This window comes from Maribacter thermophilus (assembly GCF_001020565.1).
Classification (GTDB): domain Bacteria; phylum Bacteroidota; class Bacteroidia; order Flavobacteriales; family Flavobacteriaceae; genus Maribacter; species Maribacter thermophilus.
In genome coordinates, this window is record NZ_LDAS01000001.1 from 2,587,980 (window position 1) to 2,603,620 (window position 15,641).

General features: G+C 39.6%; 10 protein-coding genes. 8 read left to right on the plus strand and 2 right to left on the minus strand.

What is annotated here, in order from left to right:
* Positions 1 to 212: 212 nt before the first annotated feature.
* From mfd to AB657_RS11195, 4 genes are all read left to right on the plus strand, one after another.
* On the plus strand, positions 213 to 3,581 hold the full coding sequence (gene mfd, locus AB657_RS11180) for a transcription-repair coupling factor (RefSeq protein ID WP_047246559.1): 3,369 nt from the start codon (positions 213 to 215) through the stop codon (positions 3,579 to 3,581).
* 1 nt (position 3,582) lies between these two features.
* Positions 3,583 to 3,891 (plus strand): TerB family tellurite resistance protein, encoded by a 309-nt coding sequence (locus AB657_RS11185; RefSeq protein ID WP_047247951.1) that lies wholly within the window; start codon positions 3,583 to 3,585, stop codon positions 3,889 to 3,891.
* A 126-nt stretch (positions 3,892 to 4,017) separates the two neighbouring features.
* Entirely contained in the window at positions 4,018 to 5,298 is a 1,281-nt protein-coding gene (locus tag AB657_RS11190; protein ID WP_047246560.1) for an APC family permease, read from the plus strand.
* A 71-nt stretch (positions 5,299 to 5,369) separates the two neighbouring features.
* Positions 5,370 to 6,695 carry a TlpA disulfide reductase family protein gene (locus AB657_RS11195; protein ID WP_047246561.1) on the plus strand — a complete coding sequence of 442 codons (1,326 nt, stop codon included), beginning with the start codon at positions 5,370 to 5,372 and terminating at the stop codon, positions 6,693 to 6,695.
* 1 nt (position 6,696) lies between these two features.
* On the opposite strand, the gene AB657_RS11200 is transcribed toward AB657_RS11195, so the two are convergent.
* The gene (locus AB657_RS11200) at positions 6,697 to 7,356 is read right to left on the minus strand and encodes an aspartate kinase (protein ID WP_047246562.1); all 660 of its coding nucleotides are present in this window, start codon (positions 7,354 to 7,356) and stop codon (positions 6,697 to 6,699) included.
* Between the two features lie 87 nt (positions 7,357 to 7,443).
* Positions 7,444 to 7,803: a YraN family protein gene (locus tag AB657_RS11205; protein WP_047246563.1), complete on the minus strand. Its 360-nt coding sequence runs from the start codon at positions 7,801 to 7,803 to the stop codon at positions 7,444 to 7,446.
* 186 nt (positions 7,804 to 7,989) lie between these two features.
* Between AB657_RS11205 and AB657_RS11210 the strand changes: the two genes are divergently transcribed.
* From AB657_RS11210 to AB657_RS11225, 4 genes are all read left to right on the plus strand, one after another.
* Positions 7,990 to 9,483, plus strand: coding sequence for a DUF1800 domain-containing protein (locus tag AB657_RS11210; RefSeq protein WP_047246564.1), 1,494 nt, complete (start codon positions 7,990 to 7,992; stop codon positions 9,481 to 9,483).
* A 14-nt stretch (positions 9,484 to 9,497) separates the two neighbouring features.
* Positions 9,498 to 11,207: a DUF1501 domain-containing protein gene (locus tag AB657_RS11215; protein WP_047246565.1), complete on the plus strand. Its 1,710-nt coding sequence runs from the start codon at positions 9,498 to 9,500 to the stop codon at positions 11,205 to 11,207.
* Between the two features lie 131 nt (positions 11,208 to 11,338).
* Positions 11,339 to 13,408: a methionine--tRNA ligase gene (gene metG, locus AB657_RS11220; RefSeq protein ID WP_047246566.1), complete on the plus strand. Its 2,070-nt coding sequence runs from the start codon at positions 11,339 to 11,341 to the stop codon at positions 13,406 to 13,408.
* Between the two features lie 25 nt (positions 13,409 to 13,433).
* Positions 13,434 to 15,575 (plus strand): Tex family protein, encoded by a 2,142-nt coding sequence (locus AB657_RS11225; protein WP_047246567.1) that lies wholly within the window; start codon positions 13,434 to 13,436, stop codon positions 15,573 to 15,575.
* Positions 15,576 to 15,641 lie beyond the last annotated feature (66 nt).

Sequence of the window (15,641 nt, forward strand, 5' to 3'; positions counted from 1 at the left end):
CCTATTTTAGTAGTAAGACGACAGATATAGAAAGTCTTTATTCCTTTAAAAAACAGTGCCTCGAAAATTTTCAATTAAAATACCGACACAATAATTACTCCATCCCACATAAAAATCGAACCCATTTTTTTGTTTAAACTGTATTTCATATTCTACAAAAGAGATATCATCTATAGATCATGGATGCTTATATTTGCACAAATTTTTAATTGTTGAGCCATTTTTCTATCCAACAACAGTACCTACAGTCTCCCCAAACAGGGAAACTATTGGATGCTATTGCCCATTCTGAAAATACTTCAAATAAGAACATTCAAATAAAAGGCCTTACAGGGTCATCGGTATCTTTTACACTGTCCAATGTTTTTACAAATGCCGAACGCCCCCTTCTTGCCATTTTTAACGATAAGGAAGAGGCCGCCTATTACCTGAACGACTTAGAGCGGTTAATAAACGAAGATGATGTTCTCTTTTACCCAGGCAGTTACAGAAGACCCTACCAGATAGAGGAAACCGATAATGCCAATGTGCTATTGCGGGCCGAAGTTTTAAACCGGATAAACTCCAGAAAAAAACCGGCGCTCATAGTTACCTATCCGGATGCGCTTTTCGAAAAGGTAATTACCAGAAAAGAACTGGACAAGAACACTTTAAAAATAAAGTTGGGAGACACCCTCTCTTTAGATTTTTTAAACGAAGTACTTTTCGAATACCAGTTTAAAAGAGTCGATTTTGTTACGGAACCGGGCGAATTTTCTGTTCGCGGGGGTATTGTGGACGTATACTCCTTTTCACATGACGAGCCCTACCGTATAGAGTTTTTTGGAGATGAGATAGATAGTATCAGAACCTTTGACGTAGAAACACAGCTTTCTAAAGAAAAGGTAAAATCGATCACTATTGTGCCCAATATGGCCGATAAGTTCTTAATAGAAAAAAGACAGAGTTTTTTAAGCTATGTAGCATCTAAAACCTTGGTTTTTGCCAAAAACACAGACCTTTTATATGGTCGTTTGGACGATTTTTTCGAAAAGGCAAAAGAAGCTTTTTTAAAGTTATCAAAAGATATAAAGCACGCCGAACCCGAGGAACTGTTTATGGGCGGTACTGCATTCAAAAACCATTTATCCGATTTTACGTTGCTCACCATGGATTCGCAGCGTGAGGCATCGGAAGTAGTGGAATTCCATACCAAACCCCAACCCTCTTTCAACAAAAAGTTTGATCTATTGATCGATAACCTAAACGGTCACAGAGAACAAGGTTATACCAATTATATTTTTTGCGCCAGCGAGCAACAAGCAAATCGTTTTCACGCAATTTTCGAAGAGGTAAACAAACAGGTTCATTATCAGATTATAGTTTTTCCCTTGTTTCAGGGCTTTGTGGACGACGACAACAAGCTGGTGTGCTATACCGATCATCAAATATTTGAACGTTACCACAAATTCCACCTTAAAAATGGCTATGCAAAAAAACAGGCCATTACCCTAAAAGAGCTCAATAAACTTGAAATTGGGGATTATGTTACCCATATAGACCATGGTATCGGCAAGTTTGGCGGATTAAAGAAAATAGATGTAGATGGCAAAAAACAAGAGGCCATTAAATTAATGTACGGAGAACGAGACATTTTGTACGTGAGCATACATTCTTTACATAAGATCTCTAAATTCAATGGAAAGGATGGAGCTGTTCCAAAAATATACAAACTGGGTTCTGGGGCATGGAAAAAAATAAAGGATAAGACCAAGACCCGTGTCAAAAAAATTGCGTTCGACCTAATAAAGGTGTATGCCAAAAGAAGACTGGAAAAAGGATTCCAGTACAGTCCTGACAGTTACTTGCAAAACGAACTGGAGGCTTCCTTTATATACGAGGATACTCCCGACCAAAGTACCGCCACCGAAGCCGTAAAGAAAGACATGGAAAGCGAACGCCCCATGGACCGTTTAATTTGCGGAGACGTTGGTTTTGGCAAAACAGAAGTTGCAATTAGGGCCGCGTTCAAAGCGGTGGACAACGGCAAGCAGGTAGCCGTACTGGTACCTACCACTATATTGGCTTTTCAGCACCATCGCACTTTTTCCGAAAGATTAAAGGAAATGCCCGTTACGGTAGACTATTTAAATAGATTTAGAACTGCAAAAGAAAAAAAACAAACCCTCGAAAATTTAGCGGCGGGCAAAGTAGATATCATTATCGGCACGCACCAGTTGGTAAACAAAAATGTAAAATTCCATGATCTTGGGCTTTTGATCGTGGACGAGGAACAAAAGTTCGGAGTATCGGTAAAGGATAAATTAAAATCCATAAAAGAAAATGTAGACGTACTTACATTAACGGCTACCCCTATTCCCCGAACACTTCAGTTCAGTTTAATGGCCGCAAGGGACCTTTCTACGATTACCACTCCCCCACCAAACAGATACCCTATAGAAAGTCAGGTAATTCGTTTTAACGAAGAAACCATCAGAGATGCCGTTAGTTATGAAATTGAACGGGGCGGACAGGTTTTCTTTATTCACAACCGCATAGAAAATATCAAAGAGGTAGCCGGAATGATCCAACGTCTCGTACCCGATGCCAAAGTAGGGATCGGCCATGGACAAATGGATGGTAAAAAACTGGAGGCCCTAATGCTAGGCTTTATCAATGGTGAATTTGATGTTCTGGTTTCCACCACAATTGTAGAAAGTGGCCTGGACGTAACCAATGCCAACACCATTTTTATAAACAATGCCAATAACTTTGGCCTTAGCGACCTACACCAGATGCGGGGCCGTGTAGGACGTGGAAACAAAAAAGCGTTCTGCTATTTTATTACGCCCCCCTATGAGGTGATGACCACCGATGCCCGTAAACGTATAGAGGCACTGGAACAATTTACAGAATTGGGCAGTGGCTTTAACATTGCTATGAAAGACCTGGAAATTAGAGGTGCTGGAGACCTTCTGGGCGGTGAACAAAGTGGCTTTATCAACGAAATAGGTTTTGAGACCTATCAAAAGATCTTGGCCGAAGCCATAGAAGAACTCAAAGAAAATGAATTTAAGGATTTATACGATGAAGTAGAAGGTGATCACAAAAAAATATTTGTCAAGGAAACACAGATCGATTCGGATTTTGAGTTGTTGTTCCCGGATGATTACATCAATAACATCACAGAAAGGCTTACCTTGTACACAGACCTTAACCAAGTAAAGGATGAGGAAGCACTTCAAAAATTTGAAGCACAATTGGTAGACCGTTTTGGCGAACTACCGGACCAGGCCCAAGACCTATTAAATTCTGTTCGTATCAAATGGATCGCCAACAGCATAGGGTTAGAAAAAATAGTGATGAAACAAGGTAAGATGATCGGTTATTTCTTAAGCGACCAACAATCCGAATTTTATCAAACCAGCACATTTACCAGAGTTTTACAATATGTGCAATCACATGTAAAGGAATGCAAGATCAAAGAAAAACAGACCCGTAAAGGGTTGCGTTTATTATTGGTCTTTGACAACATTAGGTCTGTAGACAGGGCTTTATTGGCACTACAACCTTTTGAAACAAAAGAAAAACAAACAGCATAAAGTGGAATTTGATATATCGGAAAAACTAGCTATTGTAAATGTTATCGATGCTGTAATCTATGCGGACGGACACGTACACAAGGGAGAGATAAATGCTTTTGGCCAACTTATGAAAGTGTTGGATTTTGATACAAATTTTCTTATTCAGGCCAGAAATTTGGATAGGGAACAAAGTATTGAATTACTTAAAAAATTATCTTTCGAAAAAAAAGAATTTCTTTCTACACGTATGAAAGAAGTAGCACAATCTGATGGGTTTGTGCACCACAAAGAAATAGAGATAATAGAACATGTTTTAGGGGCTATTTAAAAAATGGCATCTAAATACAACACCTACCTTAAGTTCCTTTAATTTTGATGGGGCTATTTCTTTTGGCCATAAGAGATAATTTTGTGCAATGCGGGAAACGCCCATTATTTTAAATACCAGTTTTAAATGAGCAATAAAATAGGGCTTAAAGAAGCTATGTCCATTGGTATCGGTGGTATGGTCGGAGGCGGCATCTTCGCCGTTTTAGGACTGGCTGTCTCTTTGGCCCAAGGTGGCACGCCCATTGCTTTTGTAATAGCCGGTTCTCTAGCACTTATTACCTCTTATAGTTATGTAAAACTATCTTTGGTGTATCCGGACAGTGGAGGTACCGTAAAATTTTTGAACCAAGCCCTTGGCAAAAACATATGTAGCGGTGGTCTTAATAATTTACTATGGGTAAGCTATATTATTATGCTCGGGCTCTATGCCTCCGCTTTTGGCTCGTATGCCCCAAATTTGCTTTCTATTACAGGCGACACCAGTATCGATAGTCACCTATACTCCAGTATGATCGTTGTTTTTGCTACGGCCATAAATTACTACAGTATAACGGTCGTGAGCAAAATAGAATCGTATGCCGTTATTATAAAACTTATAATCTTATTGGTCTTTGTAGGAATTGGCGCCTATGGCCTGATCGGCAACCCTAACCTCAACCAATTAACACCTGAGCATTGGGAAAGCCCCTTGAATTTATTGACCGGTGGTATGGTGATTTTTGTGGCCTATGAAGGTTTTGAGCTTATTGCCAATTCAGCTTCCAATATTGTAGATCCAGAAAAGAATATTCCAAGAGCCTATTATTGGTCGGTACTTTTTGTAATCGCCCTTTATATGGTCATCGCAACGGTTACCATTGGTTCCATATCCTTTTCGGAAATATCCGGTGCACAAGACTATGTATTGGCCGAAGCCGCCAAACCTATGCTTGGCGAACTGGGTTTTACGGTTATGACGATAGCTGCCCTTATATCCACCTTTTCCGCGATTAATGCCTCTTTGTACGGTGGCAGCAGAGTAAGCTATGAAATAGCCGAAGATGATGAATTGCCCCACGAGTTAACAAGTAGGTTATGGAACCAACCCATAGGTCTGCTTATTACAGCCATATTAACCCTGGTTCTGGTAAACACCCTGAACCTTGAAAGTATTTCCACATCGGGCAGCGTGGGTTTTCTCCTCATCTTTGCTATGGTAAATTATAGTGCTTTCAAACTTTTTAAAAAGATAAATGCCAATAAAACCATTACATTTCTAGGTTTTATACTATGTATTATAGCGACGATAGTCCTTATCGCACAGCAATATTCCGACAATAGATTGGGGGTAATCGTTTCAATTTCAGTTATCTTTAGCTGCTTCTTAATGGAATTTATTTACAAAAAGAGAAAAGACGTGTATTGAATGTTTGGATAAGAACCACATTTAACAACCCATAAAAAGGACACCAAGACATAAAATTGAAATCTGATATTATGAGATTATTTGCCTTTATATTTTTACTGCTCATTAGCACTGGAGCCAAATCGCAACATACCGTATCGGGCAACCTATCGCCTGCAAAATCCTTTAAATGGCTTATGGTATACCATTTAAATTCAAATGGACAAAGTTATGTAACCGATACGGCCGTAAAAGATGGGCATTTCGAATTCACCTTATCAAATTCGGTATCGCCAGGAATGTACAGAGTGGTCTATGCCGTACCACAAGACACCTATTATATAGATTTTATATACAATTGTGAAGAAGATATCGTGTTTAATTTTGATCTGGAATCGGGACTAAATTTTGTGAGTTCGATAGAAAACAAGCTTTACAATAGTTACTTTTCGGAAATTGACATGTTAAAAAACAGGTTAATGGATTTTTATCAGAAAGAAAACCCTTCAGAGAAAGAGTACAAGCAGATCACGGACAACCTTAAAAAGGCCCAGACCAAATATGAAGAGGCATCCAAAGGAACGATCGCCAACCATTTTATAAAAGCCAACAAACATTATCTGCCAGAAAAATTTCTTCCTTTGAACGATTTCCTTAAAGAAAAAAAGGAACATTATTTTGATGCTATAGACTTTACGGACGGCACCTTACAATCTTCAGATTTCTTCTCGGACAAAATACTTAGTTATATTTTTTGGGCCATACCCCCAGATGCTACCGAAAGAGACGTTTTGGTAAAGGCCATTAACGAAAATGTGACAGATGTAGCTTCTAAATTAGGAGACATTCCCCTAAACCTTAAAGTACAGATTTTAGACCAAGCTTGGACAAAAGCAAGTAACGACGGTGTATATGAGGTTTCCGATTATATTTTTGACAACTACTTAAAAGGGTTTGCCCTAGAAGCCGGCAACAATGATTTGGTAGCCGAAATAGAGACAAATATCAGGTTACGAATAGGTGCCGTTTCACCCGAAATAACCTGGAAAGAAAATGGTGCCACAAAATCACTTTCAGCGCTAAACGGAGCATCTAAATACGTACTTGTATTTTGGAGCAGCACCTGTTCTCACTGTCTGAACGAATTGCCTGGGCTTCACAAAGAACTACAAAAATTTGACGGAGTAAAAGTAGTGGCCGTGGGCCTAGAGGACAGCACTGAAAACTGGCAAGCCACCATACCAAGGTTATCCGATTTTCACCATGCCATCGCTTTGGGTAAATGGGAAAGCGAATACGCCAAAACTTTTGCCATACAAAAGACCCCGACTTATTTTATTCTGGACAACAATAAAAGATTTATTGCCAAACCCGAATCTGCAGAAGAGGTAATAGACTTTCTTAAAAAGAAAAGTTAGTTTATAAAGATTTAAGGTCTTTAATAGTCTTAAAGGCGATATCTACCTGCTCATCGTTTACTAGAATAGTAAACTCGTTGGTGGTAGAAATAACTTCGTAAAGCACAATACCTTCCCAAGCCAAGCGCTGAAAAATAAAGTAATAAATTCCCGGTACGGAAACATTCTCTGCCGGGAGCTTTACCGTTATAGAGGATAGATCCTCAGCCTTTTGAGTACATTTCTCGTTCTTAAAAAGCTGTTCTACGGTTTTGTCCATTATATTACTAATAACAATATTGATCTCATTTACACCTCTGCTCGAAGTGTAAAAAACATCTTGATTGTCATTTATCTCCTCTAACAATTTGGCCTGTTGTACCAAAATATGGTCCGAGGCCAAAAAGGTATAATCAGTAAGCGATGACCGCACCGTAATTTCACCAATATTCTTTAGAACCTTTAAAATCTTATGGGTTGCCCTAAACTCTAGATCGTCCGATAGTCTTTTTAACGCCATTACAATGGCGCCATTTCGAATTTCCTTTCCTAATTCGGACTCGATCTCAGGTTTTACGATTCTAGACAACGAAGTCAAATTTATAATACCTTGAGCCAAAGCACTTTGCAAAAAAGGCTTTTTCTTAATGTATTGTTCTACAACAGACGATATTGTTTTCATAAGCATTTAGTTGTTATGCAAATATAACAACTTGTTACAAATAAAACAAAATGTTTTTAAAATTTATCCTATAAATATACTAGAGTATTAAAAATGGTAGAAAGCCGACTCCAAATGTTCTATTTTAAAGACGCTTTTATTCTTTAAAATAGTAATAACATCAAATCGTATTTCCACATCCAAATCTTTGGAAGTAACATAATGATCGGCAGCCATCACCAATAACTTAATTTTTTTGGGGGTAATGGTCTCTGCAATGTTCTCTATAAATTCAGAACTTCTAGAACGCACCTCTACAATAGCCAACACGTTGTCTTTAAGCGCTATTATATCTATTTCCGCCTGTAAGTACCTATAATTTCTATAACGTATGGAGTATCCTTTTTTTTCTAAGAAATTCTTTGCGATTTCTTCCCCTTCCTTCCCAAACTCGTTATGTCTCCCCATAATATTAAGTTAAAACATGTATTTCGTCGAAAAAATATGTTATTTGACGGTTTTTTTGAATTAAGAAGCTAATTTCGACTGCCGGTCAACGAAAATATACGGATTTATATACTATCCAAAATTTCGTATCGTTAAATAGAAGCCCCAACTCTATAGAACGTAATTTATTAACGCCTTACTAAGACTATGGAATATTTCATTAATTGTAATACTTCTACTCTTGCACCCTATAACGCTCCCTTAGACCAGCTAAGAGCTTCGCATTTGTACAGAAGGTTAGGATTTAGTGCATCTGTACAAACAATAAAACAAGCGATAGGACAAAATTCCGGAACATTGGTAGACACACTTGTAGACCAAGCAATTAGCATGCCTCCATTACCGGCCCCTACGTGGGCGGACTGGAACAATGCCGATTACCCAGCTGACGTCGATGCTAGAAATCAACTTATAAACGAACAGCGGTCACAGTTTACATTGGACTATGCCAATAGTCTTTTAAACAACAATCTAAGAGATCGTTTAAGCTTTTTTTGGAGCAATCACTTTGTTACCCAAATAGAAGTATACAATTGTAACTCATTTCTATACCATTATATCAACTGCCTACAAACTTATGCCATTGGCAATTTTAAAACATTTGTAAGGGAAGTAGGCCTCACCAGTGCTATGTTGTACTATTTGGATGGTGCCTATAACAATGGTAACAATCCAAATGAAAATTATGCCCGAGAATTGTATGAACTTTTTACGCTAGGTGAAGGTAACGGATATACGGAAGAAGATATAGTAGAAACCGCCAAAGCCTTAAGTGGTTATGTAGAACGTGGCGAAGAAGGCTGTACCCAAGTGACCTTTGACCCTACAAAACATGATGACGGCACCAAAACCATTTTAGGCCAGACCGGTAACTGGGGCTACGATGATGTAATTGATATTCTTTTTGAACAAAGAGGCAGCCAAGTTGCCGAATTCATTTGCAGAAAACTCTACGAGTTCTTTGTACATCCAGACTCACAAGATGAGATGAACAATGCCCAAACCATCATAGATGGTATGGCAGCGACCTTTGTTTCCAACGATTTTGAAATAGCACCGGTACTAAGGCAGCTTTTTAAAAGTGAACACTTTTTTGACGATGAAGCTATAGGGGTTATTATAAAAAGTCCGTTCGATTTTTACTTTAACACCCTAAAGGAAACCAGTTTTGCATATGACGATACCACTGTAAGCGGAATGGTCTATTACAGTGAATTGTTGAGTCAAAAACTGTTCAACCCATTTGACGTTAACGGCTGGCAACGAGATAGAACCTGGATAAACACAAACTTTTTAATAGGTAGATGGCTTACCATAGAAAGCATATTACAAAGTTTTTACCAGGACGATAATGAGCAATTTAGAACTTTTGGATTAGAAATTACCGAAACCTCTGGAATGACCAGTGCCAACCCGGATGTTATTGCTCGGCAAATTATAGATTTTGTGTTACCTAAAGGCCTTCTTAACGAAGCCGAATACGAAAAAGCTTTCGCTATTTTTAGAAGCGATGTAGAAGACGTTTACTACGAAGGTGGCAACCAAGAGTCTTGGACATTAAGTACTTGGCCCCAAGCGCCGTACCAAGTATACTTATTACTTCAATATTTAGCAAGGCAACCAGAATTTCAATTAAAATAACAACACCTACTACTATGTGCAATAAACCTCATTCACCCCACAAAGGACTAGAACACGATGGTCATGATCACGAACACCAGTATTGGAGTCGCCGTTCTTTTTTACAAGCACTCGGAATAGCCGGATCAGGCTCTATGATGTTAGGTGCCAATATGCTTACCGCTTCCGCCCCTTCTCCATTATCTGCCGGAATTGCGGCTGCCGAAACGGACAACATTCTAATACTAATTAGACTTGCAGGTGGCAACGATGGCTTAAGTACCGTTATCCCCATAGAACAGTACGACAGTTATGCCAACGCAAGGCCTAATATCTATATTCCAGAAAGTAAGGTATTAAAACTTACGGACGAATTTGGCGTTCCATCCTACATGAGTGCATTGGAACCTATGTGGGGAAATGGGCAATTTAAAGCGGTACACGGGGTAGGATATGAAGGGCAAAGCCTTTCCCACTTTACGGGATCCGACATATTTGCCAATACAGACCTTACCACAACCGGTTTTAGTGGCCTTAATACCGGATGGATGGGAAGGCACTTCGAAAACATTTATCCAGATTATTTGGTAAACCCACCAGCAGCACCTGCGGCCATTCAAATAGGCCAATTTGGTAGTTTGGTTTTTCAAGGGGAGGAAACCAACTATGCCTTTGTGACCTCTAATGTCGACCAACTTGAGGAAATAGCGGAATCGGGTGTTGTTTACGGTTTAGACGATACGCTTTTTAACGATTGTATGTATGGTGACCAATTAAAATTTTTGCGTGGTGTTGCAAACACTACCTATGAATACTCTGGTATGATACATGAAGCATATGAAAGAGGAGAAGCCCTAGGTTGTGGTGTTGAATACCAAGACAATTCTTTCGCCAGACAGTTATCCGTTATCTCAAAATTAATAAAGGGCAACTTAGGCACCAAAGTATATATGATTTCTATGTCGGGCTTCGATACTCACGGCAACCAACCTTTGGTACATGAAAGATTAATGACCAACCTTTCTATTGCAATTAACAACTTTTATGAAGATTTGGCCTGTACACAACAAGACAGCAAGGTTTTAAGCATGACCTTCTCTGAATTCGGTCGTAGAATCTTTGAAAATGGTTCTAACGGAACCGACCACGGTAAAGCGGCCCCTACCCTATTCTTTGGGTCAGGATTAAATGGTAGCGCCTTTGTTGGCGACCACCCAACATTGGATAACCCCGACGGACGAGGAAACCTCGAATACACAATGGATTTTAGGGATCTGTACGCCACCGTTTTGGCAGAATGGCTGTGTGTAGATATTCCGTTGGTGGAACAACATTTATTGAACCACCCCTATGCACCGGTCAACCTAGGCTTTAATTGTAGTGGCACCGATTTCCCCGATATTGTATATAGTGATGGTGAGGTAACCCCACCTACACAACCAGGGGAAGAAAGCACAGATCCGTTTAACCCCGATCTGTTAAACGCTATAGTACATAAACCTTTTTACCCTACGGATAGCACTCCACATATTTATTTGGAAATGCCCTTTACGGCACAAGTAGATATTCAACTTTATAACATTCTCGGACAACATATAGGCACCGTCTTTAACGAAATGATGCTAGAGGGCTCCACAGAGATCAACATACGAGAGCGCATACCAAAGCACCTATCTACCGGCAAGTACATTTATAGAATAAGTGTACAGAATCAGAAAATGAGTAAGTCGGTAATGGTGGCTTAATCTGTTTCCCCACTATGCAACTTGACCTTCGGCAGTATCTTAACTGGTACACCGAAGGTTTTCTCTTTTTTGAAAAACAGGCATTGCCCCGCCTTAAAAATCTTTATTTTTGTGCCCTAATAAAAATTTAGATGTCCACAATAAAAACACCCAAAAGATATACGATTACCGCAGCACTGCCCTATACCAATGGCCCTATACATATTGGACATTTGGCAGGTGTATATGTGCCTGCAGATATTTATGTGCGCTATTTGAGATTAACAGGTAAAGATGTTGTCTTTGTTTGTGGCAGTGACGAACATGGTGTAGCCATATCAATGAAGGCCAAAAAAGAAGGTATTTCCCCGAAAGATGTCATAGACAAATACCATGGCATTATAAAACAGTCTTTTTCCGACTTCGGTATCGCTTTTGACAATTACTCCAGAACATCGGCTCAAATTCATCACGATACAGCCTCCGCTTTCTTTAAAAAGCTTTATGAGCAAGGTGATTTTATAGAGGAGACCACCGCACAGTTGTATGATGAGGAAGCAAAGCAGTTTTTAGCGGACCGTTTTGTGGTAGGCACATGCCCCAAATGTGGAAACGAAGAAGCATATGGCGACCAATGTGAAAATTGTGGTTCGTCTTTAAATGCTACCGACCTTATAAACCCAAAATCTACCATCACAGGTACCGTACCTACGACCAAAGAAACCACCCATTGGTTTTTACCCCTGAACAGGTATGAAGATTTTTTAAGGGAATGGATATTAAAAGGACATAAAGACGACTGGAAACCCAACGTTTACGGCCAATGCAAATCATGGATAGACGGTGGGTTAGAACCCAGGGCCGTGACCAGAGATCTAGATTGGGGCATACCGGTACCCGTAAAAGGTGGGGAAGGCAAAGTTTTATATGTTTGGTTCGATGCCCCAATCGGGTACATTTCCTCAACTAAGGAATGGGCCGAGCAAAATAACAAGGATTGGGAACCTTACTGGAAGGACAAAGAGACCAAACTGGTACACTTTATAGGTAAAGACAATATAGTTTTTCACTGTATTATCTTCCCTTCCATATTAAAGGCGCACGGCAATTATATACTTCCGGACAATGTTCCTGCGAACGAATTCTTGAATTTGGAAGGGAACAAACTGTCCACTTCCAAAAACTGGGCGGTTTGGTTACATGAATATCTTGTAGATTTTCCAGACATGCAAGATGTATTAAGATACACCCTCACGGCAAATGCACCGGAAACAAAGGACAACGATTTTACTTGGAAAGATTTTCAGGCAAGAAATAACAATGAATTGGTAGCCATCTTCGGTAATTTCATTAATCGTGTCGTAGTGCTCACCAATAAGTATTATGATGGATCCGTACCTGCTGCGAATACTTTTTCCGATGTGGATCGCGAAACCTTGGAAGAACTAACTAAATTCCCGGAGATAATCTCTAGTTCTTTGGAACGCTATCGCTTTAGGGAAGCGGGACAAGAATTAATGAACCTGGCCCGTCTTGGCAACAAGTACTTGGCGGACGAAGAACCATGGAAAGTTATAAAACAAGATGAGGAAAGGGTAAAAACAATTATGTACGTAGCTTTACAAATTGCTACGGGCCTTGCTATTTTAAGTGAGCCTTTTTTACCGTTTACCTCTAAAAAACTAAAGAACATTCTAGCAATTTCAGACCAAGACCTAACATGGGACAGTGTGTCCAATGAAGGGCCATTACTACCCGCCGACCATAAAATAAACAAAGCCGAGCTATTGTTCAGAAAAATTGAAGATTCTGAAATACAGGCCCAATTAGACAAACTAGAAGCTACAAAAAAAGTGAACGAGCAAGAAAACAAGGTGGTTACACCACAAAAAGACACCATTACTTTCGATGATTTTTCAAAACTGGACATGCGTGTTGGCACCATAGTGGAGGCTGAAAAAATGGCGAAAGCCAAGAAATTGCTTGTACTGAAGGTAGACACCGGTCTAGATACCAGAACCATTGTCTCGGGCATTGCAGAGAGCTTTAAGCCAGAAGAAATAGTAGGAAAAAAAGTTACCGTACTTGTAAATTTGGCCCCAAGGGCTTTACGAGGTGTTGAAAGTGAAGGTATGATCTTAATGACCGAAAACCCAGAAGGCAAATTGGTGTTTGTTAATCCTGATGAAGACGGGGTAAACAATGGATCAACGATAAGCTAAACAAATAGCTTTTAATTTTTTTTAGATGACGATTACCAAAAAAAACACTTTGGTCAAGTATGTTGTACAACGTACCGAACTTGCGGAAAAGAACATACAAAACACCATAGAACTTTTAGACCAAGATTGTACAGTACCTTTTATAGCCCGTTACAGAAAGGAAAAAACAGGCGGCCTGGACGAGGTACAGATCGGGGCAATCGTACAATACAAAGAGCTGTTCGAAGCTATTGAAAAAAGAAGGAAAGCTATTCTCAAAGCGGTTGAGGAACAAGGCCTATTAACCAACGAATTAAGGTCTAAATTTGAAGCGGCCGATGACCTGACCAAATTGGAAGACCTATATCTTCCATTCAAAAAAAGCAAAAAAACAAAAGCCGAAATTGCCAGAAAACAAGGTTTAGAACCCTTGGCGAAAATTATCATGGCCCAACGTTCGGATGAAATAGAGTTTATTGCTTCCAAATATCTAGGTCCCCAAATCGAAAATGAAGACGATGCCTTGGAAGGCGCCAGGCATATTATTGCCGAGTGGATCAATGAAAGAACCGATATCCGCGACCAAATACGTACGCAACTAGAACGCTTTGCTTTGATAACCACCAAGGTAATCTCCACGAAAAAAGAAGATGAAAAAGCACAGAAATTTCGTGATTATTTTGATTGGAGCGAACCTTTGAACAGGTGTCCGTCGCATCGTTTATTGGCAATTTTAAGAGCCGAATCCGAAAAATTCATAAGAGTAAAGATCGAACTCGACGAAGAAAGACTGTTAGATCGCATTGAACGTAGAATTATCAAAACGAACAATGAATGTGCCAGTCATATCAAAATAGCCATTGCCGACGCATATAAAAGATTGTTGTTTCCCTCTTTGTCAAATGAACTGCTAAAGAAAGCCAAGGAAAAAGCCGATGACGATGCCATTGCCGTTTTCTCTAAAAATCTAAGGCAGTTATTATTAGGGGCTCCCCTAGGAGAAAAACGTATTTTGGCCATTGACCCCGGATTTAGAACTGGTTGTAAAATAGTGTGTTTAGACGCTCAAGGCAACTTGGCACATAACGAAACCATTTATCCCCACGCACCGCAAAACGATGTATCGGGGGCCATCAAAAAATTAAGCTCTTTAGCCGATGCCTATAAGATAGAAGCCATTGCGATAGGTAATGGAACAGCCTCTAGGGAAACGGAAAGGTTAGTAAAAAAAGTATCCTTTAAGCAGCCCATAGAAGTTTTTGTGGTCAGTGAAGCAGGTGCATCTATCTACTCGGCCTCAAAAATCGCCCGAGAAGAATTCCCCAATTACGACGTAACCGTTAGGGGAGCCGTATCTATCGGTAGACGGTTGGCAGACCCATTGGCCGAGCTGGTAAAAATAGACCCCAAATCTATAGGTGTGGGGCAATATCAGCATGATGTGGACCAGACCAAACTAAAAAAATCTTTGGATATGGTCGTAGAAAGCTGTGTAAACTCTGTTGGGGTAAATATCAACACTGCCAGCGTTTCTTTATTAAGCTATGTCTCTGGCATTGGCCCCAAACTTGCAGAAAACATTGTATCTTACAGAAAAGAAATTGGAGCTTATACCAGCAGAAAAGAAATTTTAGAAGTGCCCCGATTGGGAGGAAAAGCTTTTGAACAGGGGGCCGGGTTTCTACGCATCAAAGATGCTAAAAACCCCTTAGACGACTCTGCGGTTCACCCAGAAAGTTATGCCATAGTAAATAAAATGGCTTCGGACAAAAACAAACAAGTACCTGAACTTATAGGAAACAAGGCCTTGTTAAAAGAAATTGAACTAACCCGTTATTGTACCGACACCATTGGCATACCTACCTTAGAGGATATTATTTCAGAATTGGAAAAACCAGGATTGGACCGTAGGGAAAAAGCAAAAGTTTTCTCTTTTGACCAAAACATAAAATCGATTACCGATTTAAGGGAAGGTCAATTGTTACCTGGCATTGTAAACAACATTACCAATTTTGGGTGCTTTGTGGACATTGGTATAAAGGAAAGTGGACTTATACACGTATCCAATCTCTCCGACGGGTTTGTAAAAGATGTAAACGCACACGTAAGCCTACACCAACAGGTAATTGTAAAAGTATTGGCGGTAGATATCTCTAGGAAACGAATTCAGTTAAAATTGCACAAATAATTTTCCTGAAATATGTAACCCTTCAACTTATAAACCATTAAGATTTTTAAAAAACAAGATTATGGA